This window comes from Rothia sp. BD8, assembly GCF_044878465.1.
GTDB classification, from domain to species: domain Bacteria; phylum Actinomycetota; class Actinomycetes; order Actinomycetales; family Micrococcaceae; genus Rothia; species Rothia kristinae.
In genome coordinates this window covers 102,462-125,625 of record NZ_JANJES010000003.1, presented here as the reverse complement: position 1 = coordinate 125,625, position 23,164 = coordinate 102,462, and the positions used below count along the sequence as shown (strand labels likewise).

The 23,164-nt window shown below is 72.3% G+C and carries 18 protein-coding genes and 1 riboswitch; of the genes, 11 read left to right on the top strand and 7 right to left on the bottom strand.

Translation table 11 applies throughout. The features are described 5' to 3' along the window. The 4 genes from NQ707_RS03570 to NQ707_RS03555 all read right to left on the bottom strand — a co-directional run bounded on the left by NQ707_RS03570 (window position 1) and on the right by NQ707_RS03555 (window position 4,056). On the bottom strand, window positions 1-1,731 hold the full coding sequence (locus tag NQ707_RS03570; protein ID WP_404434815.1) for a DUF885 domain-containing protein: 1,731 nt from the start codon (window positions 1,729-1,731) through the stop codon (window positions 1-3). Between the two features lie 78 nt (window positions 1,732-1,809). Then, window positions 1,810-2,052 (bottom strand): acyl-CoA carboxylase subunit epsilon, encoded by a 243-nt coding sequence (locus NQ707_RS03565; protein WP_055684374.1) that lies wholly within the window; start codon window positions 2,050-2,052, stop codon window positions 1,810-1,812. Then, a complete protein-coding gene (locus NQ707_RS03560; RefSeq protein WP_404434813.1) occupies window positions 2,049-3,671 on the bottom strand; it encodes an acyl-CoA carboxylase subunit beta in 1,623 nt (540 codons plus the stop codon). The genes NQ707_RS03565 and NQ707_RS03560 overlap by 4 nt, the downstream gene beginning before the upstream one ends. Window positions 3,672-3,753: 82 nt before the next feature. Continuing rightward, window positions 3,754-4,056, bottom strand: coding sequence for a YciI family protein (locus NQ707_RS03555; RefSeq protein WP_055684376.1), 303 nt, complete (start codon window positions 4,054-4,056; stop codon window positions 3,754-3,756). Between the two features lie 145 nt (window positions 4,057-4,201). On the opposite strand from NQ707_RS03555, the gene NQ707_RS03550 reads away from it, so the two are divergent. The 9 genes from NQ707_RS03550 (at window position 4,202) to gatB (ending at window position 15,176) form a co-directional block, all read left to right on the top strand. Then, window positions 4,202-5,236, top strand: a complete 1,035-nt coding sequence (locus tag NQ707_RS03550; protein ID WP_055684377.1) for a biotin--[acetyl-CoA-carboxylase] ligase — start codon at window positions 4,202-4,204, stop codon at window positions 5,234-5,236. After that, window positions 5,233-5,724 (top strand): PH domain-containing protein, encoded by a 492-nt coding sequence (locus NQ707_RS03545; protein ID WP_055684378.1) that lies wholly within the window; start codon window positions 5,233-5,235, stop codon window positions 5,722-5,724. Before NQ707_RS03550 ends, NQ707_RS03545 begins: the two co-directional genes overlap by 4 nt. A 153-nt stretch (window positions 5,725-5,877) precedes the next feature. Then, window positions 5,878-7,032: an adenylate/guanylate cyclase domain-containing protein gene (locus NQ707_RS03540; protein ID WP_238147349.1), complete on the top strand. Its 1,155-nt coding sequence runs from the start codon at window positions 5,878-5,880 to the stop codon at window positions 7,030-7,032. Next, complete coding sequence (locus NQ707_RS03535) at window positions 7,029-8,069, top strand: PP2C family protein-serine/threonine phosphatase (RefSeq protein ID WP_404434809.1); 1,041 nt, start codon at window positions 7,029-7,031, stop codon at window positions 8,067-8,069. Before NQ707_RS03540 ends, NQ707_RS03535 begins: the two co-directional genes overlap by 4 nt. Window positions 8,070-8,139: 70 nt before the next feature. Continuing rightward, on the top strand, window positions 8,140-10,407 hold the full coding sequence (gene ligA / locus NQ707_RS03530; RefSeq protein ID WP_404434807.1) for an NAD-dependent DNA ligase LigA: 2,268 nt from the start codon (window positions 8,140-8,142) through the stop codon (window positions 10,405-10,407). Window positions 10,408-10,821: 414 nt separating this feature from the next. Next, window positions 10,822-11,568 carry a transglycosylase family protein gene (locus tag NQ707_RS03525; RefSeq protein ID WP_055684380.1) on the top strand — a complete coding sequence of 249 codons (747 nt, stop codon included), beginning with the start codon at window positions 10,822-10,824 and terminating at the stop codon, window positions 11,566-11,568. A gap of 224 nt (window positions 11,569-11,792) precedes the next feature. Continuing rightward, the gene (gene gatC, locus NQ707_RS03520) at window positions 11,793-12,089 is read left to right on the top strand and encodes an Asp-tRNA(Asn)/Glu-tRNA(Gln) amidotransferase subunit GatC (RefSeq protein WP_055684381.1); all 297 of its coding nucleotides are present in this window, start codon (window positions 11,793-11,795) and stop codon (window positions 12,087-12,089) included. 10 nt (window positions 12,090-12,099) lie between these two features. Next, a complete protein-coding gene (gene gatA / locus NQ707_RS03515; RefSeq protein WP_055684445.1) occupies window positions 12,100-13,674 on the top strand; it encodes an Asp-tRNA(Asn)/Glu-tRNA(Gln) amidotransferase subunit GatA in 1,575 nt (524 codons plus the stop codon). Then, window positions 13,674-15,176, top strand: a complete 1,503-nt coding sequence (gatB, locus tag NQ707_RS03510; RefSeq protein ID WP_404434802.1) for an Asp-tRNA(Asn)/Glu-tRNA(Gln) amidotransferase subunit GatB — start codon at window positions 13,674-13,676, stop codon at window positions 15,174-15,176. Before gatA ends, gatB begins: the two co-directional genes overlap by 1 nt. An 82-nt stretch (window positions 15,177-15,258) precedes the next feature. On the opposite strand, the gene NQ707_RS03505 is transcribed toward gatB, so the two are convergent. Genes NQ707_RS03505 through NQ707_RS03495 form a run of 3 tightly spaced genes read right to left on the bottom strand, consistent with a single transcriptional unit; the run spans window position 15,259 to window position 20,074 of the window. Then, a complete protein-coding gene (locus NQ707_RS03505; RefSeq protein WP_055684383.1) occupies window positions 15,259-16,383 on the bottom strand; it encodes a glycosyltransferase family 4 protein in 1,125 nt (374 codons plus the stop codon). Beyond that, on the bottom strand, window positions 16,380-18,650 hold the full coding sequence (locus NQ707_RS03500) for a S9 family peptidase (RefSeq protein ID WP_055684384.1): 2,271 nt from the start codon (window positions 18,648-18,650) through the stop codon (window positions 16,380-16,382). Before NQ707_RS03500 ends, NQ707_RS03505 begins: the two co-directional genes overlap by 4 nt. After that, the gene (locus NQ707_RS03495; RefSeq protein WP_055684385.1) at window positions 18,647-20,074 is read right to left on the bottom strand and encodes an amino acid permease; all 1,428 of its coding nucleotides are present in this window, start codon (window positions 20,072-20,074) and stop codon (window positions 18,647-18,649) included. Before NQ707_RS03495 ends, NQ707_RS03500 begins: the two co-directional genes overlap by 4 nt. A 204-nt stretch (window positions 20,075-20,278) precedes the next feature. After that, window positions 20,279-20,397: riboswitch (SAM riboswitch) on the top strand. Window positions 20,398-20,560: 163 nt separating this feature from the next. On the opposite strand from NQ707_RS03495, the gene NQ707_RS03490 reads away from it, so the two are divergent. Next, entirely contained in the window at window positions 20,561-21,970 is a 1,410-nt protein-coding gene (locus tag NQ707_RS03490) for a bifunctional o-acetylhomoserine/o-acetylserine sulfhydrylase (protein WP_055684386.1), read from the top strand. Further along, entirely contained in the window at window positions 21,967-23,109 is a 1,143-nt protein-coding gene (locus NQ707_RS03485) for a homoserine O-acetyltransferase (RefSeq protein ID WP_055684387.1), read from the top strand. The genes NQ707_RS03490 and NQ707_RS03485 overlap by 4 nt, the downstream gene beginning before the upstream one ends. Window positions 23,110-23,164: the final 55 nt, after the last annotated feature.

Below are 23,164 nucleotides of genomic sequence, written 5' to 3'. Positions count from 1 at the left end.
TTACGCTTCCGGATCCTGCAGCGCCCGACGCAGCGTGTCCAGACCCACCGAGCCGATCAGCAGGGCCCGGGTGTGGAACTCGCGCAGGGATTCCCCGCGCTGAAGGGCCTCATCGCGCAGCTGCTCCCAGATGCGCTGGCCGATCTTGTAGCTGGGGGCTTGGCCCGGCCAGCCGAGATACCGGTGGAACTCGAACTCCCGCTGCCCCTCGGAGATGTCCAGGTTCTGCGCCAGGAACTCGTGCCCGGCCTCGGCCGTCCACGTCCCCGAGTGCCCGATCCGCTCGGCCCAGGCCTGCGGGATCTCGAAGCCGCAGTGCACGCCGATGTCGAAGACCACCCGCGCCGCGCGCATCCGCTGCCCGTCCAGCATGCCCATCCGGTCCCCGGGATCCTCCAGGTATCCCAGCTGCTCCATCAGCCGCTCGGCGTACAGGGCCCAGCCCTCGCCGTGCCCGGAGACCCACACCCCGTGCGCCCGGTAGTCGTTGACCGAGGAGGCCAGGGCCGCTCCGGTGGCGAACTGCAGGTGGTGGCCGGGGACCCCCTCGTGGTAGACGGTGGAGGTCTCCGCCCACGTGGTGAACTGCGTCTCCCCCTCGGGCACGGACCACCACATCCGGCCCGGCCGGGAGAAGTCCGCCGATGGCGGGGTGTAGTAGATCCCGCCGTCGTGGGTCGGGGCGATCATGCACTCGATGGTGCGCATCGGGCCTTCGATGGTGAAGTGCTCCCGGGCCAGGAACTCCACGGCCCGATCCGAGACCCCCTGCATCCACTCCCGCAGGGCGTCCGTGCCCTCCAGGCGCCGGGCCGGGTTCTCGTCCAGGGCCCGCTTGGCCTCCGCGATACTCGCCCCGGGGCGGATCTGCTCGGCCACCTGCTCCTGCTCGGCGATGATCCGCTCCAGCTCTTCCACGCCCCACCGGTAGGTCTCCGCCAGGTCCACCTCGGCACCGAGGAACTGCCGGGAGTGCAGGCGGTAGCGCTCCGTCCCGACGGCGTCCTGTTCCGGGGCCTCCGGCAGCAGGACCTGCTCCAGATGATCGGCCAGCCGACGGTACGCGCCGGCTGCCGCCCTCGCCGCGTCCTGCGCGGACCCGTCCAGCCCGGCGTCGGCGGCCACCGCCTGCTCGGCCAGCCCGTCGAAGAATCCGCCGGACTGCGCGTAGGCGCGGAACTGCTCCACCAGCAGACGCACCTGCCGTGCCGCGGCCACCCGGCCGGCCTCCCGGTGATGCTCCAGGGTCTCGATGAACCCGTCGATGGCCGCGGGCACGTTGGCCATCCGACCGACGATGTGCGACCAGTCCTGCGCGGTCTCCTGCGGCATCAGGTCGAAGATCTGGCGGATTCCGTGGGCCTCCGTGGCCAGCGGGTTCAGCTCCCACGCGCCCAGACCGGCCAGGTGGGCTTCGATCTGCAGGCCCAGGCGCTCGTTGAGCACGTCCAGGGTCACCCGGTCCACCGCGTCGCGCGGCTCCAGCGCGTTGACGGCCTCCAGGGTGCGCCGGGCCAGCTCGACGTCGGCTTCCTCCCCGGCGGGGGAGTAATCGGAGTACTCGGTCTCGTGCCCGGGCCGCCCCTCGATGGTCGCCGCATCCGGATGCAGGGCCAGGTATTCCTCGTAGTAGGCGTCCGCGGCCTCGTCGATGGCGGTGCGCTCTCGGTCCAGGCGCAGGGCCTCGGGCAGCTCGTCCGGCGTCACACCGGTCACAGTGTTCTCGGTCATGGCACCCACTGTAGCGCCGGGGTGCTCGCTGCCGGGACAGGGTCGCGGGTCGGCCTCCGGCTCGACACCGGGCCGTGCTCAGCGCGGCCGAGCCCGCTTCCAGGACCCGGGGCCGGGCCGCAGCCCGGCGCCCAGCCGCTGGCGCCGGGCCAGCAGCCGCCCCACCTCCGCCAGCGGGTTGGCGGCCGGCTTCGGGGCGGACCGCCGCTGCAGCAGCACCACCGTCAGCGCGGCCAGCTCCTCCTCGGTGGGGTTCCCGCGCACCACCGAGAACAGCGGCTCCTGGGCCCGGTCCTGCTCCTCATGCCGTCGCGCACTCACAGCGGGATGTTCCCGTGCTTCTTGGCCGGCATCGCCGCGCGCTTGTCGTGCAGGGCCCGCAGCCCCTTGATGATGTTCACCCGGGTCTCGGCCGGGGCGATCACCGCGTCCACGTACCCCAGCTGCGCAGCCTGGTACGGGTTCAGCAGCTCCTCCTCGTACCGCTGGATCAGCTCGCCCCGAGCGGCCTCGACGTCGCCGCCCTCCTCCTCGACCTTCTTCAGGTCCCGGCGGTACAGGATGTTCACCGCACCCTGGGCGCCCATCACGCCGATCTGCGCGGTGGGCCAGGCCAGGTTGATGTCCGCGCCCAGCTTCTTGGAGCCCATGACGATGTACGCCCCGCCGTAGGCCTTGCGGGTGATCACCGTGATCAGCGGGACGGTGGCCTCCGCGTAGGCGTAGATCAGCTTGGCCCCGCGCCGGATGATCCCGTTGAACTCCTGCTCGGTGCCCGGCAGGAACCCGGGCACATCCACGAAGGTCAGGATCGGGATGTTGAAGGCGTCGCAGTGGCGCACGAAGCGCGCGGCCTTCTCCGAGGCCGCGATGTCCAGGGTCCCGGCGAACTGCATCGGCTGGTTGGCGACCACCCCCACGGTGCGGCCCTCCACCCGCCCGTAGCCGGTGATCACGTTCGGGGCGTACAGCCCCTGGATCTCCAGGAAGTTCCCGTCATCCACCACGGTCTCCACCACGGTGCGCATGTCGTAGGGCTGGTTGGCCGAATCCGGGACGAGGGCATCCAGCTCCTCATCCTCCGGGGTGATCTCCGGGTCCTGATCGTGCTCCAGGACCAGCCCGTCCATGAGGTTGTTCGACGGCAGGAACTCCAGCAGCTCCCGCAGGAAGTCGAAGGCGTCCTCCTCGTCCTCGGCCAGGTACTGGGAGGTGCCGGTCACCGCGTTGTGGGAGCGCGCCCCGCCCAGAGTCTCCATGTCCACCTCCTCGCCGGTGACCGTCTTGATGACGTCCGGGCCGGTGATGAACATGTGGGAGGTCTTATCCACCATGATCACGAAGTCCGTCAGCGCGGGGGAGTAGGCGGCCCCGCCCGCGCACGGGCCCATGATCACCGAGATCTGGGGGACGACGCCGGAGGCCCGCACGTTCATCCGGAAGATGTCCGCGAACATCGCCAGGGAGTCCACGCCCTCCTGGATGCGGGCCCCGCCGCCGTCGTTGATCCCGATGACGGGGCAGCCGTTGCGCAGCGCGAACTTCTGCACCTTGACGATCTTCTCCCCGTTGACCCGGGACAGGGAGCCGCCGAAGACCGTGAAATCCTGCGAGTACACGGCCACCAGGCGCCCGTCCACGGTGCCGTAGCCGGAGACCAGGCCGTCGCCCAGCGGCTTCTTCCTCTCCATCCCGAAGGCCGTGGAGTGGTGGGTGGCCAGGGCGTCGAACTCCACGAAGGAGCCCTCGTCCAGCAGCATCTCCAGGCGCTCGCGGGCCGTGGACTTGCCGCGGGAGTGCTGCCGGTCCACCGGCGCCTGCCCCGTGGGCAGCAGGGAGGCCTCGCGCCGTGCGTAGAAGTCGGCGATGCGCCCGGCGGTGGTGGACAGATCCGGTCCGTCCTGCTGCTTCGAGTCCTGCGGGGCGGGGGTTTCGGTCATGGGCACTTCCTCAGACGATGCGGATCGATGCGCGGACGGTGGGACGGCGCGCCGTGGTCGCGGGCGAAGGAGCGGATCAGCCTCAACTGGTCGGCGCCTCCGGTGCCCCCACTGTACCCAGCACCGGGTTCCAGCGGTGGATCCGGCGTTCGGTCACCACTCCTCCGGTGCGCATCGGATCCTCGTCCAGCAGCTGGGCCACCTCCTCCTCGGACTCCGCGCGCAGGATCAGCAGCGCCTGGTCGGAGCCGTCGGTGAACGGGCCGGAGACCAGCAGCTTCCCCTCATCCAGGAGTCCGGCGAGGAAGCGCCGGTGGGCCGGCCGGTGCGCGGCCTGCGCCTCGGCCGGGCCGTAGCTGTACAGGACGGCGAAGTGCTCGCTCACGGTGATGGGTCCTCTCGGGCGGGGATGGGTCGGGGCGGGCGCATCCAGCCGACGCCCGGCTCCGCCTCCTAAACTAGCTCACACCCCCGTCCGCGTCCGCGCCCGCCGCGGGCACACCACCCGGCCCTTGCCAAGGAGAGATCCCGTGTCCGAAGACTTCCCCGCCCCGCACGAGCCCGCCCAGGGCGGGGCACGGGCGCCGCTGCGTCGGCAGGTCCTGACCGGCGCGGACGACGTCGTGCCGGAGCTGGCGCGGCTGCTGCGCGCGGCCCCCGTGCAGGTGCTGGGGGAGGTGGACTCCACGAACGACGAGCTGGTGTGCCGACTGGCGGATCCGATCCGGCGTCCCGTGCACGGGAGCGTCCTGCTGGCCGAGCACCAGCGGGCCGGACGGGGACGGCGGGACCGGACCTGGACGGCTCCGGCGCGCAGCTCGGTGATGCTCTCGGCGCTGGTGCGCCCCGAACGCCCCGGGCGCCCGCGCACCCTGGAGCCGGACTCCCTGCACTGGCTGACCCTGCTCATGGCGCTGGCCGGGCAGCGAGCCATCCGCGCGACCACCGGCCTTCCGGCGCGGATCAAGTGGCCCAACGACCTGCTGCTGGACGGGGCCAAGACCGCGGGGATCCTCGCGCGGGTGGCCCCGGACCCGCAAGGGCGCCTGTGCGTGGTGGTCGGCATCGGGATCAACGTCGATCTGGAGAGGGACCAGCTGCCGGTGCCCACCGCGACCTCCCTGCGGGCCGAGCTGACCCGCACGGATCAGGCCCGCACGGGACATCGAGCCGAGCCCGTCGTGGATCGCACGATCCTGGCCGCCCATCTCATCGCCGGGTTCCGGGATCTGCTCGAGCGCTTCGAGGCCGTCGGCGGCGATCCGTCCCGGCCGCTGCCCGCCTCCGCGGTGGATCAGGACTCGCCTATGGGGCAGGACTCCGCGGGGGATCCGCGGCCCGGCCCGAGTCTGCTGGAGGCGATCCGCCCCCGCCTGGACACCCTGGGGCGCCGGGTGCGCGTGCAGCGCGACGGGCAGCCCGACCTCCGCGGCACGGCCGAGGACCTCACCGCCGACGGCGCCCTCCTGGTGCGCCGAGAGGACGGGGCGCTCGAGGAGGTCTCCGTGGGCGACGTCGTGCACCTGCGCCCGGACGCCGGATCCGCCGAAGGGCGGTGGGCATGAGGTACCGGGCCCCGCTGGAGCCGGGGGAGGAGGTCGTGACCTGCAATCGGGCCCACCCCACCCGGCTGCTGCGCCCCGCCCTGACCCTGCTCGGCGCGATCTTCCTGGCCAGTGTCCTGCAGGTGGTCGCCGGGGTGTATCCGGCATGGTCCCCGGTGGGCCCGATCCTGCTGGTCGCGGCCGTGATCTACGCCGTGGTCAGGATGTGCCGCTGGCTGGTCACGGGATACGCGCTGACCACCCGCCGCATCGTGATCTTCCGCTCCCTGCGGGCCCGACGGCCCCTGGCGCTGCCGTTGGAGCACGTGCTCGGCGTCGTCGGGCCGCGCGGGGTGCTCCACCGGGTGCTGGGCAGCGGCACGGTGCGCGTGGCGCTGCCCGGGCAGGCCTTCGACCTGACCCACCAGAAGGAGCCCGCCCGCTTCGCGCGCCTGTGCGAACAGCAGCGGGCCGAGTTCATCGGCCGACGCAGGAGGTCCGGGGTGTAGGCTTCTCATGCATGGCCTGTGACCCGGACAACCCTTCCGGTCGCAGTGACGGCACCGTCGCCGCCCCCTGCGCGGTCGGCAGCGGCGCGCCGCCCCGTCGGCCCCGACCGCGCGCAGAGGATCCGCCGCACCCCCGACCCCGAGACCAAGAAGGTGGAGCTCATCGTGCCCCAGGACGTTCCCGAGGACGCACCGGTCTACACCGGACCGCAGACCAGCCAGCTGAACCTCGCGAACCCGGCCCAGTCCAACCTCTACGGCTCCGTGGAGGCCAAGGCGGCCGTCGGGGCGCTGGAACGCGCCCTGCTGGGGCAGAACCGCAGCCTGCGCCGGGAGGAGGCGGCCGAGGCCGCGGACGTCTCCCTGCTCGGGGCGCGGAAGATGTGGCGCGCCCTGGGTCTGCCCAACCTCAAGGACGAGGACGTCTTCTTCACTCCCTTCGACGTCGAGGCGCTGCGCACCATGGCGGATCTGGTGGACAACGCGGACATCACCGAGTCCGGGGTCATGTCCATCGTCCGGTCGGTGGGGCAGATGACGGACCGGATGGTCGCCTGGCAGATCGAGGCGCTGGTGGAGGACATGGTCGCCCATCGCGGGGTCACCGACGCCGAGGCGCGGCGCCACCTGCTCACCATCCTGCCGCAGCTGATCGAGCAGCTGGATCAGCTGATCCACTACGGCTTCCGTCGCCAGCTCAACGCGGCGGTGATCCGTCTGGCGCTGAAGGCGGAGAAGCCCGGTGAGGCAGACGCGGACGAGGACGGGGACGACCGGTTCCGCCCGCTGCCGCTGGTGCGCGGGATCGGCTTCGCGGATCTCGTCTCCTACACCTCGCTGTCCCGGCGCATGGGCGAATCGACGCTGGCCAGCCTGGTCCAGCACTTCGAGCAGCGCTGCGCCGAGATCGTGGCGGTCGGCGGCGGCCGGATCATCAAGACGGTGGGCGATGAGATCCTGTTCCTCACCGAATCCCCGGAGGCCGGCGCCCGGATCTCCCTGGCACTGTCCCGGATGATCGACGAGGATCCGGCCCTGCCGGAGGCCCGCGTCGCTTTTGTCTGGGGCCGGATCCTGCCTAGGCTGGGGGACGTCTACGGTCCGACCGTGAACCTCGCTTCGCGCCTGGTGGCCCTGGCCGAACCCGGCGTCGTGCTGGTCGATGCCGACACCGCCGAGGTGCTGCGCGGAGACGAGCGGTTCGTCCTGCGTCCGCAGAGCGTGCGCAACGTGCGCGGATTCGGAGACGTCCAACCCGTGGTCCTGGACCCGGGCATCGGCCCCGAACTGGAGATTGACTTCGAATGACGACTGCCGCCGAGCTGGCCACCTGCATCGGTGCCACGACCCATCAGGGCTGCCACCGTCAGAACAACGAGGATTCGCTGATCACCCGCGGGAACCTCTGCGTCGTCGCGGACGGCATGGGCGGACACGAGGCCGGGGAGGTCGCCAGCTCGATCGCCGTGCAGACCCTGGCCGAGGCCCCGCTGTTCGGCACCGAGCACTTCGACGTGCCCGCCGAGGAGGAATCCGAGGAGAGTTCCCGGGGCCTGTTCCGGCGCCGCCGCAAGTCCACCTCCGCCCTGAACGCGAAGATCATGGAGGTCCTCGGCCGGGTCAAGGCCGTGATCGGCGAGGCCGACGAGAACATCAAGAAGGCCGGACGCATGCGCGCCGGCACCACGCTGACCGGGGCCTGGCTGACCCGCATCGGGGAGCAGCCCCTGTGGATCGTGTTCAACGTGGGGGACTCCCGCACCTACCGGCTGCGCCGGGACACGGACCAGCCCATCAGCCACGAGCCGCTGTCCGTCTCCCAGTCCCCGGTGGAGGGGATCAGCCTGGAGCAGATCACCGTGGACCACTCCGAGGTGCAGTACCTCGTGGACACCGGCCAGATCACCGCCCTGGAGGCGCTGATCCACCCGCGGCGCAACGTCATCACCCGGGCGCTGGGCACCGGGAACTACTGGGAGCCGGATTTCTGGGTCATCCCCGCCCAGGTGGGGGACCGGCTGATGATGTGCTCGGACGGGCTCTCCGGGGAGCTGTCCAACGGGTACATGGCCAAGGTCCTGGCCACCGTGGAGCACCCCAAGGACGCCGCGGACGTGCTGCAGGCCGCCGCGCTGCGCTCCGGGGGCCGGGACAACATCTCCGTGATCGTCGCCGACGCCGTGCCGGCGGGCTCCTGCACCGACCACGGCTGCGACGGGGACACCGACGGGGTGCACGAGACCGCCCCGGAGGAGGGGGTGCTGGACCTGGACTCCTTCAACCCGGGCCAGGATCCGGACGGCCCCCTGGCCCCGGAGGAGACCACGGTCGATCCCGAGCGCTGAGCGTCGGCCCCGGGCCCGCTCGCGTCCCCCGGTGGGCGGGGCCGGGGGCCATGGGGGACAATGGTCTGCCGTGAGCACTGAGAAGACCCGCGCCCAGCACGCCACCGCCGACGCCGACCGCGAGATCCCCGAGGAGCGGCTGAAGGACCGCTACGCCGAGCTGATCGAGCAGGTCCGCGCCGCGCGCACCGCCTACTACCTGGAGGACGCCCCGAGGATCTCCGACGCCTCCTACGATGCGCTGTACCGCGAGCTGGAGACGCTGGAGGCCGAGCATCCGGAGCTGGTCGCCAACGACTCCCCGACCCAGGAGGTCGGCGGGGAGGTCTCCGAGGCCTTCGCCCCGGTGCGGCACCTGGAGAGGATGTACTCCCTGGAGGACGTGTTCTCCGTCGAGGAGCTGCGCGCCTGGGTGGCCCGGGCCCGGGAGTCCATCGAGCGGCTGCGACCCGGGGCGCGCCCGGCCTGGCTCACCGAGCTGAAGATCGACGGACTGGCGGTGAACCTGCTGTACCGGGAGGGGCGCCTGGTGCGCGCCGCGACCCGCGGGGACGGCACCACCGGGGAGGACGTGACCCGCAACGTCGCGACCATCGCCTCCATCCCCCAGCGGCTCACCGGTGAGGACGTACCCGCGGAGATCGAGGTGCGCGGGGAGATCTTCATCGCCTCGGCCGATTTCCGGGAGCTGAACGAGGCCCTGGTCGCGGCCGGCAAGGCGCCCTTCGCCAACCCGCGCAACGCCGCGGCCGGGTCCCTGCGGCAGAAGGATCCGGAGGTCACCGCGCGGCGTCGGCTGTCCGTGTTCATCCACGGCATCGGGCACCGCACGGAGCTGTCCGCGGACTCCCAGTCGCAGGCCTACGAGCTGCTGGCCTCCTGGGGGCTGCCGGTGAGCCCCTATGCCCGGGTGCTGGAGACCGAGGAGCAGATCCTGGAGTTCATCGCCGACTACGGGCAGCACCGGCACGATCTGGTGCACGAGATCGACGGCATCGTCGTCAAGGTGGATGACTTCCGCACCCAGGCCCTGCTGGGGCACACCTCCCGGGTGCCGCGCTGGGCCGTGGCCTTCAAGTACCCGCCGGAGGAGGTCAACACCCGGCTGCTGGACATCGAGGTCAGCGTCGGGCGCACCGGACGGGCCACCCCGTACGGGCTGATGGAGCCGGTGAAGGTGGCAGGCTCCACCGTGTCCATGGCCACCCTGCACAACCAGGACGTGGTGAAGGCCAAGGGGGTGCTGATCGGGGACACCGTGGTGCTGCGCAAGGCCGGGGACGTGATCCCGGAGATCGTGGGGCCCGTGGCGGCCCTGCGCGACGGCACCGAACGGGAGTTCCGGATGCCCGAGACCTGCCCCTCCTGCGGGACGCGGCTGGCCCCGGCCAAGGAGGGGGATGTGGACCTGCGCTGCCCCAACCACCGCTCCTGCCCGGCCCAGCTGTGGCAGACCCTGGCCTACATCGGCTCCCGCTCGGTGCTGGACATCGACGCCCTGGGGGAGGAGACGGCCCAGGCGCTGACCCAGCCGGCCGAGCCCGCCGAACCGCCGCTGGTGTCCATGGCGGGGCTGTTCGAGCTGAGACCCGAGGATCTGGAGCCGGTGCAGACCTGGCGGGACACCTTCCTCACCGACGAGGCGGGCAAGCGGGTGCGCGGGGCCGACGGCCGGTTCCAGCGCACCGGCGAGCAGGAGCTGGTGCCCTACTTCTACGGGCGCATCCCGGTGGACGCCCCCGCGCGGGTCAAGGGGCTGCGGCGGGATCAGCCCCAGAAGCACACCGAAACCCTGTTCCAGGAGCTGGCCAAGGCCAAGACCCAGCCGCTGTGGCGGGTGCTGGTGGCCCTGTCCATCCGCCACGTGGGTCCCAACGCCGCACGGGCCCTGGCCACCCGCCTCGGCTCGATGGACGCGATCCGCGCGGCCGATCGCGAGGCCCTGGCCGAGACGGACGGGGTGGGCCCGGTGATCGCCGACGCCGTGATCGACTGGTTCGCCGAGGAGTGGCACCGGGAGATCGTGGACCGGTGGGCCGCGGCCGGGGTGCGGATGGAGGACGAGCGGGACGAGACCGTGCCGAGGGTGCTGGAGGGGGTCACGGTCGTGGTCACCGGCACCGTCGAGGGCTACACCCGGGACTCCGCGAAGGAGGCGATCATCCGGCGCGGCGGGAAGTCCACCGGCTCCGTGTCCAAGAAGACGGACTTCCTCGTGGCGGGGGAGAACGCCGGCTCCAAGCTGGAGAAGGCCGAGCAGCTGGGTGTGAAGATCCTGGATGCGGAGGGCTTCGCGGTGCTGCTGCGGGAGGGCCCGGCCCCCTTCGATGCCGCGTGATTCCGCGGGTTCCGGGGCCTTTCGGGGTTCGTGACCGGCCCGTGACCTGTGGCCCCCGCCATGGGCTGCGGTCTTGACCCCCTGCGCGGGGTCCGCTTAGGCTGGCACGCGTCCTGCCAAGGACACCCGCTGAGGTGCTTCCGACGGCGGGACGACGGAAGGTCAAGATTCCGTCACGATTTTTGGTTGCCAAGCCCAAAATCGTTATTGTATCGTTATCAAAGTTCATCGCCGCGAGGCGATCACGCTGGTCATCCTGCGCATGGTGCAGGGGCCGAATATGCTGGGTGCTGCCGTACACCGGAGTCGTCTACAGGGCAGACACCTCGAGAAGATCCCCACACACATCGATGGGTAGACGACGGCGCGGAGAAGTCCAGGGATGGACGGAGCGCAGGTGGCCCGAGGAGCATCGTGAAGACTACTTCCACCATCCGTCGTAACGTCCGCCGCGGCACCGCCGCCCTCGTCGTCGGCGGCGCCGCCGCCGCGACCCTGTCCATGCCGGCCCACGCTGCGACCGAGGCCCAGTGGGACGCCGTCGCCCAGTGCGAGTCCGGCGGGAACTGGAGCACCTCCACCGGCAACGGCTTCTCCGGCGGTCTGCAGTTCACCGCCTCCACCTGGGCCGCCAACGGCGGCACCGGTGACCCGGCGAACGCCTCCCGCGCCGAGCAGATCCGCGTGGCCGAGAACGTCCTGGCCACCCAGGGCAAGGGCGCCTGGCCCGTGTGCGGCGTCGGCCTGGGTGCCGCCGACACCAGCGGTTCCGCCGCTGGCGCCACCGAGCAGCAGGGCACCTCCGCTGCGCAGACCCAGACCCAGCAGGTCGAGGCCCCCAAGGCTGAGACCCAGGCCCCGGCCCAGGCCCAGCAGGTCGAGGCCCCCAAGGCTGAGACCCAGGCCCCGGCCCAGACCGAGCAGGCTGCTCCGGCCCAGACCCAGTACACCGCCCCGGCGCAGACCGAGCAGGCCGCCCCGGCGCAGACCCAGTACACCGCGGCTGCCGGCACCTACACCGTGCAGGCCGGTGACACCCTGTCCGCGATCGCCGCGGCCCACGGCGTGTCCTGGGAGTCCCTGGCCGACGCCAACGCCTCCAGCGTCTCCAACCCCAACCTGATCTACCCGGGTCAGGTTCTGGAGATCCCGGCCGCGTGAAGCGCCTGATCCGCTCCGGCCCCCGCGGCTGAGCGGACGCCGAGTCCGACGCCCCGCCTCCCTCCCGCTCCGGCGGAAGGGGAGCGGGGCGTCGTCGCGTCCCCGGGTGCGCTCCGGCGGACCCGCCCGGGAGGTTAGCCCGCGGCGGCGCTACTAGACTGACCTGCGGGACGCCCGCGCCGGGCGCGGGGTCCCGCACCCACCGAACCCGAGCAGGAGAATCCATGTCTGCGATCACCCGCGAGCAGGTCGCCCACCTGGCCGAGCTGGCGCGCATCGACATGACCGACGAGGAGCTGGACGCGATGTCCCGCGAGCTCGAGGTCATCGTCGAATCCGTGCAGTCCGTGTCCGAGATCGCCCAGGAGGACGTCGCCCCGACCGCCCACCCCATCGCGCTGACCAACGTGCTGCGCGAGGACGTCGTCGGGCCCACCCTGACGCAGGAGGAGGCCCTGTCCGGCGCCCCCGACGCCGAGGACGGCCAGTTCAAGGTGCCCGCGATCCTGGGGGAGGAGTAGCCAGATGCCGATGAGCGCCGCAGACCTCACCACCCTCACCGCCGCCCAGGCCGCTGACCTGCTGGCCGCGGGCGAGATCACCTCCGAGCAGCTGGTGCGCGCCCACCTGGAGCGCATCGAGGCCACCGGCCGGGCCGACGGGCTGAACACCTTCCTGCACGTGGACGCCGAGGGCGCCCTGGCCACGGCCCGCGCCGTGGACGAAGATCGCGCCGCCGGGAAGCCGCTGCACCCGCTGGCCGGCGTCCCCGTGGCCGTGAAGGACAACATCGTCACCACCGGGCAGCCCACGACCGCGGCGTCGAAGATCCTCGACGGGTGGGTCAGCCCCTACGACGCGACCGTCGTCGAGCGGATCCGCCAGGCGCGGATGCCGATCCTGGGCAAGACCAACCTGGACGAGTTCGCGATGGGCTCCTCCACCGAGCACTCCGCCTTCGGCCCGACCCGCAACCCGTGGGCCCTGGACCGGATCCCCGGCGGCTCCGGTGGCGGCGCGGCCGCGGCGGTCGCCGCCCACCAGGCGCCCCTGGCCCTGGGCACGGACACCGGCGGATCCATCCGCCAGCCGGCCTCAGTGACCGGCTCCGTGGGGGTGCACCCCACCTACGGATCGGTCTCCCGCTACGGGGCGATCGCGATGGCCTCCTCCCTGGACCAGATCGGCCCGCACGCGCGCACCGTGCTGGATGCGGCCCTGCTGCACGAGCTGATCGCCGGACACGACCCCAAGGACTCCACCTCCCTGCCGGATGAGGTCGGGGACTTCGCCGCCCAGGCCCGCGCCGGGGCCGCCGAAGGCGGGATCCGGGGGATGCGCATCGGCGTCATCCGCCAGCTGCAGCAGGCCGAGGGCATCCAGCCCGGGGTCGCCGCCCGCGTGGCCGACGCCCTGGAGGCGCTGCGTGAGGCCGGGGCGGAGATCGTGGAGATCGACATGCCGCACTACCGCTACGCCCTGGGGGCGTACTACCTGCTGATGTCCTCGGAGGTCTCCTCCAACCTCGCCAAGTACGACGGCGTGCGCTGGGGCCTGCGCGTGGAGCCCGAGGAGGGCCCCGTGACCATCGAGCGGGTCATGGCCGCGACCCGGGCCGCCGGCTTCGGCCCGGAGGTCAAGCGCCGCATCATCCTGGGCACCTACGCCCTGTCCGCCGGGTACTACGACGCCTACTACGGCTCCGCCCAGAAAGCCCGCACCCGCATCATCGAGGACTTCACCGCGGCCTTCGAGCAGGCCGACGTGCTGCTGGCCCCGACCTCCCCGACCACGGCCTTCCGCTTCGGGGAGAAGACCGACGACCCGCTGTCCATGTACCTGTCCGACATCGCGACGATCCCGATCAACCTGGCCGGGGTCCCCGCGATCTCCGTCCCGGCGGGGCTGTCCGAGGACGACGGCCTGCCGGTGGGCGTGCAGTTCATCGCCCCGGTGCGCGAGGACGCCCGCATGTACCGTGCCGCGGCCGGCCTGGAGGCCGCCCTGGAGAAGGCCTGGGGGGCTCCGCTGCTGCAGCGCCGCCCGGCCGTGGAAGACCTGCTCGCCGCCTCGGGTGAGGCCGACGCCGAAGGAGTGTCCGAGTGATGACCGATGAGCTGATGGACTTCGATCAGGCCCTGGAGGCCTACGACCCGGTGCTCGGCTTCGAGGTGCACGTGGAGCTGAACACCGCCACCAAGATGTTCGACTGGGCGCCCAACGCCTTCGGCGACGTGCCCAACACCAACACCAGCCCGGTCTCCCTGGGCCTGCCCGGGGTGCTGCCCAGCGTGAACAAGCAGGCCGTGGAGTCCGCGATCAGGCTGGGTCTGGCCCTGGGCTGCGACATCGCCGAGGTCACCGAGTTCTCCCGGAAGAACTACTTCTACCCGGACACCCCGAAGAACTTCCAGACCTCCCAGTTTGACAAGCCGATCTGCGAGAACGGCGCGCTGGACGTGGAGCTGGAGGACGGCACGGTGTTCACCGTGCAGATCGAGCGCGCCCACATGGAGGACGACGCCGGCAAGCTCGGGCACCACGGCGGGGCCGGACGCATCCAGGGCGCCCAGTACTCCCTGGTGGACTACAACCGGGCCGGGGTGCCGCTGATCGAGATCGTGACCCGCCCGATCACCGGGGCCGGCAGGCGCGCCCCCGAGCTGGCGCGGGCCTATGTGGCCGCGATCCGGGAGATCGTCAAGAACCTGGGGATCTCGGATGCCCGCATGGAGCGGGGCAACGTGCGCTGCGACGCCAACGTCTCCCTGATGCCCAAGGGCGCCGAGACGTTCGGCACCCGCACGGAGACGAAGAACGTCAACTCCCTGCGCTCGGTGGAGCGGGCCGTGCGCTACGAGATCCAGCGCCACGCCGCCGTGCTGTCCTCCGGCGGGTCCATCCTGCAGGAGACCCGCATGTGGCACGAGGACACCCGCTCCACGACTTCGGGGCGCCCGAAGTCCGACGCGGACGACTACCGCTACTTCCCGGAGCCGGATCTGGTGCCGATCGTGCCGGACCGGGCCTGGGTGGAGCAGCTGCGGGCCGAGCTGCCGGAGCCGCCCGCGCAGCGGCGCAAGCGGCTCAAGGAGCAGTGGGGCTACTCGGACGAGGAGTTCCGCGACGTCGTCAACGCCGGGGTGCTCGAGGAGATCGAGCAGACCGTGGCCGCCGGGGCCTCCGCGGCGGTGGCGCGCAAGTGGTGGATGGGCGAGATCGCCCGCCTGGCCAAGCAGCGCGAGGTGGAGCCCGGCGAGCTGGGGGCCACCCCCGCCACCGTGGTGGAGCTGAACGGGCTGATCGAGGACGGCAAGATCAACGACAAGATCGCCCGGAAGGTCCTCGAGCACGTCCTGGCCGGGGAGGGCACCCCGGCCGAGGTCGTGGAGGCCCGCGGCCTGGCCGTCGTCTCGGACGACTCCGCCCTGGGGGCGGCCGTGGATGAGGCGCTGGCGGCGATGCCGGAGGTCGCGGAGAAGATCCGCGGCGGCAAGGTCCAGGCGGCCGGTGCGGTGGTCGGGCAGGTCATGAAGGCCACCCGCGGCCAGGCCGACGCCGCCCGCGTGCGCGAGCTGATCCTGGAGAAGCTCGGCGTGCAGGGCTAGCCCCCGACACCGGGAGACCGCTTGAGGGGCCGGGCGAGGCAGGGCGGGACCCTGCGGCGCCCGGCCCCTCGCGCATCTGGGCTCAGCGGCGCAGCAGCCGCAGCCAGTGCTCCACCACGGCCTGCGGGTCGTGGGTGCGGGCCTGCTCCAGGGCCGCGGCGGACAGCTCCCGCCAGGCGGTCTCCTCCTGGCCCATGGCGTCGGCCAGGGTCCGGGTGAAGGCTCCGGGCGAGTCCTCGCTGAGGAAGCCCGCCGCCCGGGCGGTGGCCGCCACCGCCTCGGAGGACGGCGTGCACACCACGGGCACGCCGCGGGCCATGGCCTCGGCCAGGACCATCGGGGTGCCCTCGAAGGCCGAGGCCAGGGCGAGCAGCCCGGCGGCATCGTAGACCTCGGCCAGGTCTGCGGTGGGCACCTCCCCGCGGAATCGGATCCGCTGCCCGTGCTCCAGGCCCGCGGTCAGCCGCTCCAGTGCGGCCCGCTCCGGGCCGTCTCCGACGACCTCCAGCTCCCAGCCCGGGTGCCGGGAGGCCGCGGCGTCGAAGGCGCGCAGCACCCAGTCCACCCGCTTCTCCGGGGCCAGCCGCGCCACGCACACCACCCGGGTGGGGCGTCGGGTACGCGGGGTCTGGGCCACCGGGACGGCCACGGGATTGGGGATGGACCCCACCGGGCGCCCGTAGGCCGCGGCGAAGCGGCGGGCCTCCTGCTCGTTCAGCGCCAGGAACTCCTCGCACACCGCACCCGCTCGGCGCAGGATCGCATCCCCGCGCACCCGCCAGGCGGAGTCGAAGCGACTGTGAAACTGCATCACGCTCAGCGGGCGCCGGGAGCGCGGGCGCAGTCGGTGGGCTGCGCTCAGACCCGGCAGCAGCTCGGCCGCGGTGGTCTCATTCATCATCACCAGGGCATCGCGCGGGCCCAGCGAGGCCAGGAAGACCCGCCGTCGCAGTCCGGCCGCCAGCCGAACCCACCGGGAGGCGGACCCCGGCACCGCGAAGCAGCGCACCGGACCCGGGGTGGGCGCCGGGCCGCTCGGCGGCTCGTGAGAGAGGTACTCGACCCTCAGGCCGCTCTCGCGCAGCCGCGGGGCGAGCACCCGCAGGAGGGTCTCCACCCCGCCGAAGCGCCCGACGGCGTCCTCGGCGAACACCACCCGGCGGATCGGCGGCGGAGCCTTCCGCTCCGATCCCGGCACGCGGCTCACGCGCCGGACCCGCCCTGTTCCCGGAGCCTGTCTGCGGCCGCGTCGTCGTGGACGGGTTCGGCCTCGGCCAGACCCAGGCAGCCCAGCAGGAAGGCGTACTCCCAGGCGGTGTCCTCCCAGCGCTGGTACCGGCCGGAGCCGCCGCCGTGGCCGCCGTCCATCTCCGTGCGCAGCAGCACCGGCGCCCCGGAGGTGCTGGCCTCCCGCAGGGCCGGCACCCACTTGGCCGGCTCCACGTACAGCACACGGGTGTCGTTCAGGCTCGTGATCGCGGCGATCGGGGGATACGGCAGGGCGGCCACGTTCTCGTACGGCGCGTACCCCCGCATGTACCGGTACACCCGCTCGTCCTCGATGGGGTTGCCCCACTCCTCCCACTCCAGGGCGGACAGCGGCAGCTGCGGATCGGAGATCGAGGTGACCGGGTCCACGAAGGGCACCACCGCCAGGATCCCCGCGTACTTCCGGGGAGCCAGGTTGGCCACCGCCCCCATCAGCAGGCCCCCGGCGGACCCTCCCTCGGCCACGATCCGGGCGGCATCCGCCCACGGCTGGGCCGCCAGGTGGTCCGTCACGGCGATGAAGTCCGTGAACGTGTTCCGCTTCGCCAGCTTCTTCCCGTCCGTGTACCAGGCCCGACCCAGCTCGCCGCCGCCGCGCACGTGGGCGACGACGTAGATCACGCCGCGATCCAGCAGGGACAGCCGCGGGATGGAGAAGTACGGGTCCATGCTGGCCTCGTAGGAGCCGTACCCGTACTGCAGCACCGGGTGCTCCGCGTCGAGGTCCAGGTCCGCCCGGTGCATGACGGAGACGGGGATGCGGGTCCCGTCGGGGGCCTCTGCCCAGTCCCGGTACGCCGTGTAGTCCCGCGCGTCGAAGCCGCCGAGCACGGGCTGCTCCCGGCGCAGCAGCAGCCGCCGCCCCTGGGGCAGGTAGTCGTACACCCGCGAGGGGGTGGTCCAGGAGGTGACGGCCAGGCGCACCACGGGCGAGCGGACCGAGCAGTGCGACAGGCTCGCGGTGAACAGCTGCTCGTCGAAGGCCGGGAAGAACGGCTCGGGGACGACGCCGCCGCGCAGCGCCGCCGCGATCTCGCTCAGCGGCAGGAACCCGACCTGGCTGATGGTCTCCTGACGCAGCCCCACGACGGCGTGGCCCGCGCCCAGGGCCACCGCCTCCACCCGACGCCCGGGCTGCGGGGCCAGCAGCGCGGTCCAGGCCCGGCGCAGCCGCTCGATGCGGCCCGACGCCGCCCGGGCGGCCTCCCGGTCCAGGACCACCAGCTGGCCGTCCGGGGCGGCGTCGTCGAGCACCAGGAGCACCGCCGGGACGCCCTCCAGCTCCACCGGGTCCGCGCTGGCCAGCACCCGGGCCCCGCGGTCCAGGAGCAGCCAGGGGTCCGCCGGCTCGGCGGCGTCCAGCTCGGCCAGCTCCAGCAGGCGGATTTCGGTGGTCTCGGAGTGCCCGGATTCGAAGATCAGGTGGGTCTCATCGGAGCTCAGGCCGCAGCCCAGCCACATCGTCGGGTCCTGCTCGGCCAGCAGGCTCAGATCCGCCTCCACGGGGGTCCCGATCCGGTGGGCCCGGATCTCACACGGGCGCCAGGACTCATCCACGAGGGTGTAGATCAGCCAGCGTCCATCCGGGGTCAGGAAGCCCCCGGCGAAGACCTCCTCCAGCCGGTCTGCCAGCAGCTGCCCGGTGCGCAGATCCTTCACGTACTGGGTGTAGCGCTCATCCCCGGAGGCATCCACGGAGTAGGTCAGCAGGTTCCCGGTCCGGTCCCGGGAGAAGGAGCCCAGGGCGAAGAACGGTACGGACTCGGACAGCTCCTGCGCATCCAGCACGGTCTGCTCCCCGGGCAGGGTCTCACCGGGCCGGATGACCGGCGGCTCCCACGCCTCGGGATCCCGCTCGTCGCCGACGGCGGGCACCCGGCAGTACACGGGGTGATCGTGGCCCTCGGTGGTGCGGGCGAACCACCACCAGGCGCCGTCGCGCACGGGCACGGTCAGGTCCGTCTCCTGCACGCGCTCGCGGATCTCCCGGAACAGGCGGGTGCGCAGCCCGGCCAGCGGGGCGGTCACGGCCTCGGCGTAGGCATTCTCCGCCTCCAGCTGGGCGCGCACCCGCGGCTCCTCCTTGGCCCGCAGCCACTCGTAGGGGTCCTCGAAGGCGTCCCCGTGCAGGGTGCGCACGGTGGGTTCCTGCGGGGTGCTCGGGGGTTCGGCGTCGCCCCAGACGGGGGAGGGAGTCTGGCTCATCCCTCCACTGTAGGGGCAGGGGAGGGCCCGGCCCCACCGCCGCGGCGGCGCACCAGCGGGTACACCGCGGCCAGCAGGACGCACCAGATGACCCCCACGTACAGGGCCACCCGGGTGTCCTCGAAGAAGGCCAGCAGCACCACCACGCCCACCATGAACGCCAGGGCCAGCCAGGAGGCCAGCGGCCACAGCGGGGTGGGGAAGGCCGTGGCGGTCCCCTCGGCGCGCATCCGGCGTTTGAAGGCCAGGTGGGTCAGCAGGATCATCACCCACACCTGCACCGTGGCGAAGGTGGCCAGGGAGGCGACGATCAGGAACGCGTTCTCGAAGAAGTGGTTGACCAGCACCCCGACCACCAGCACCAGGATCATCGCCAGGACCGTGAACAGCGGGATCCCGCGGGAGGAGACCCGGGCGAAGGCCCGCGGCGCCTGACCGCGCTCGGCCAGGCCGAACAGCATCCGCCCCGCCCCGTAGATGTCCGCGTTGATGGCGGAGACCGCGGCGGTGAGGACCACGAAGTTCAGGATGTGCGCGGCCGCCGGGACGCCCAGGGCGGAGAAGATCTGCACGAACGGCGAGGAATCGCCGTCGATGGCCGACCACGGCGTCAGGGACATGATCACGCCCATGGTCAGCACGTAGAACAGCAGGATGCGCACCGGCACCGTGTTCACCGCCCGGGGGATGGACACCTCCGGGTGCTGGGCCTCACCGGCGGTGATCCCGATGGTCTCCACCCCGCCGAAGGCGAACATGACCACCGTGAAGCAGGCGAGGAACCCGGCCAGGCCGTTCGGGAAGAAGCCGCCCTGATCCCACAGATTGGCCACCGTGGAGGGCTGGACCGGATCCAGCTGCACGCCGAAGACCAGCAGGGCAGCACCCCCGACGATCATCGCGACGATCGCGGAGATCTTGATGATGCTGAACCAGAACTCCGCCTCCCCGAAGACCTTGACCTTCCCCAGGTTCACCGCCGCCAGCAGCAGCAGCACCGCGGTGATCCACACCCAGCTGGGGGTGCCCGGGAACCAGAACCGCATGTACAGGGCGACCGCCGTCACATCGGCCACCGCGACCAGCGCCATCTCGAAGGCGTAGGACCAGCCCGTGACGAACCCGGCCCACGGGCCCAGGTACAGGTGCGCGTACTCGGAGAACGCCCCCGCCACCGGATGGGCCAGGGCCATCTCGCCCATCGCCCGCATGACCATGAACACCGCGGCCCCGCCGATCACGTAGGCCAGCAGCACGGAGGGCCCGGCGAAGCCGATCGCGGAGGCCGAGCCGAGGAACAAGCCCGTGCCGATCGCAGAGCCGAGCGCGATGAAGCGGATGTGGCGCAGGGTCAGCCCCCGCTGCAGGGTGGTCGGATCCGCGGCGTCGGCGGGGGACGGCGAGGGGAGGCTGGTACCGGACATGGAGTTCCTCATCGGACGACGAAAGCGGTGCGTGGGCGCGCGGCGCACCGGAGGATGCGGACAGTCCGCCCCCGGCCCGTCCTCGCGCACCGTTCCACCCTAGAGGACGTCGCGGCGGCGTCACACGCGTCACGATCCGTCATCCGCGGACCCATTCGCCGCCGTCCTTGACCGGCGCCGGACGGGGGAGCAGGGTTGATGCCAGGTCACGAGAGCCAGCGACAAGCCCCAGCTAGCTGGCCGGCAACCCTCCCACCGCGGTGGGGTGCCCTGGGTGAGGACCTGGCCGCACCGCCGACCGGCGGACGCGGCAAGCGCGGGCGCACGAGTGCCCGGGAGGTCGCCGACAGACCTCCGCGCACGCCGAGAGGCTGCTCCCCGGTGAACCAGCGGGTTCCGGGTCGAGAGGCAGTGCGCGGGCTCCCACCGGTGATGTCCTCCCGTGTGCGACGTCGTCGCCCCTGACACAGAAGCGCAGGAGCAACCATGACCGAGAACACCACCCTCCCGACCCCCTCCGCCCCGCAGGGCTGGGGATTCGACACCCGCCAGATCCACGCCGGGCAGGAGCCCGACGCCGCGACCGGCGCCCGGGCGCTGCCCGTCTACCAGACCACCTCCTTCGTCTTCCCCGACGCCGAGACCGCGGCCAACCGCTTCGGCCTCAAGGAGCTGGGCCCCATCTACAGCCGCCTGACCAACCCCACCCAGGAGGTCGTGGAGAACCGCATCGCCTCCCTGGAGGGCGGGGTCGGGGCGCTGCTGGTCTCCTCCGGGCAGGCCGCGATCACCCTCGCGCTGCTCAACGTGGCCCAGGCCGGGGACCACATCGTGGCCAGCCCCAGCCTGTACGGCGGCACCTACAACCTGCTCAAGCACACCCTGGCCGCCTACGGCATCGAGACCACCTTCGTGGAGGACTTCTCCGACCCGGAGGCCTGGCGTGCGGCCGTGCGCCCCAACACCAAGGCCTTCTACGGGGAGACCGTCCCGAACCCGCGCAGCGACGTCCTGGACATCGAGGCGCTCGCGGCGGTGGCCCACGACTCCGGGGTGCCGCTGATCGTGGACAACACGGTGCCCACCCCGTACCTGATCCGGCCCATCGAGTGGGGTGCCGACGTCGTCGTGCACTCGGCGACCAAGTACCTCGGCGGGCACGGCAACTCCATCGGCGGGGCGATCGTGGATGCCGGCAGGTTCGACTACGGCCGGGACCCGGAGCGCTACCCGCAGTTCAACACCCCGGATCCCAGCTACCACGGGCTGGTCTTCGCGGAGGACCTCGGGGAGAAGGGCGTGTTCGGCGTGAACCTGTCCTACATCCTGCGGGCCCGGGTGACCCTGCTGCGGGACCTGGGCTGCTCGATCTCCCCGACCAACGCCTTCAACATCTCCGTGGGCATCGAGACGCTGTCCCTGCGGGTCCAGCGCCACGTGGACAACGCCCAGAAGGTGGCCGAATGGCTGCAGGCCCGTCCCGAGGTCACGAAGGTGCACTACGCCGGTCTGCCCTCCTCCCCGTGGTACGAGCTGGGACGCAAGTACGGCCCGCAGGGCGTGGGTGCTGTGGTCGGCTTCGAGATCGACGGCGGCTCCCCGGCGGCCCAGCGGTTCGTGGACTCCCTGGTGCTGCACTCCAACGTCGCGAACATCGGGGACGTGCGCTCGCTGGTGATCCACCCGGCCTCCACGACCCACTCCCAGCTGTCCGAAGATGAGCTGCGCGCGGCCGGGGTGGCCCCCGGGTTCGTGCGGCTGGCCGTGGGCATCGAGGACATCCGGGACATCCTCGCGGACCTGGAGCACGGCTTCGAGCGGATCGCCGAGGCCCGTGAGACGGGTGCCGTCGAGGGGGCCGCGCAGGACGCGCGGGCCCCGGAGCCGGCGGCGTGACCGCGGTGGCAGCACCCGTCGGGACCCGGGCCGAGGGTGTGGTGCGCACCCTCGGCCTTGGGCCCCTGGCCCTGGAGAGCGGGCAGGTGCTGCCCGCTGCGTCCCTGGCCTACGAGACGTGGGGCGAGCTCGCCCCGGACGCCTCGAACGCGGTGCTGGTGCTGCACGCCCTGACCGGGGACACCCACGCCGCCGCCGGGCGGGTGGGACCGGAGGCCCCCGAGCAGACCCGGCTGGCCGCGAGCCGGCCGGGCTGGTGGGAGGGCCTGATCGGGCCGGGGCGCGCCATCGACACGGACCGGTACTTCGTGGTGTGCCCCAATATGCTCGGCGGCTGCGACGGCTCCACGGGCCCGTGCTCGCCGGGCCCGGACGGGAGGATCTGGGGTTCCCGCTTCCCGCGGGCGAGCCTGCGCGACGCCGTCGCGGCCGAGGCCCTGCTCGCCGATGCCTTGGGCATCGACCGGTGGCACCTGGTGGTGGGCGGGTCCCTGGGCGGTTGCCGGGCCGCGGAGTGGGCGGTGAGCTTCCCGGAGCGGGTGCGGGCCTGCGCCGTCGTCGCGGCCGGTCCCGCGGCCACCGCCGAGCAGATCGCGTGGGGCCACGCCCAGGCTCTGGCCATTCGGCAGGATCCGGAGTTCCGCGACGGCGACTACCCCCTCGGGGCGGGTCCGGTGCGAGGCCTGGAGCTGGCCCGGCGCATCGCCCACATCACCTACCGCTCACCTGCCGAGCTGGACCGTCGCTTCGGGCGCCGCGGGCAGGAGGGCACGGAAGAGGACCGGGCGGTGCACGGGCGCGGGCGGTACCGGGTGGAGAGCTACCTGGACCACCAGGGCCGGCAATTGGCCCGCCGCTTCGACGCCAACGCGTACCTGGGGCTGACGGAGGCCCTGCTCGGGCATGACCTGGGACGGGGCCGGGGCGGGCTGCGGGCGGGCTTGGCCCGCACCACCTGCCGGTGGACCGTGGCCGCGGTGGATTCGGATCGGCTGTTCCACCCGGAGCAGTCCGAGCTGCTGGCGGCCAGCCTGCCCCGCCCGGTGCGGGTGCGCCGGATCGCCTCGACCCGCGGGCACGACGGCTTCCTCACGGAGACGCAGCAGCTGGGGAGGATCCTCACCGAGACCGTCTTGTGACCACCCCTCCTGCACCCCCTGCGCAGAACCGGAGATGCGTGACATTCCCGGAGCT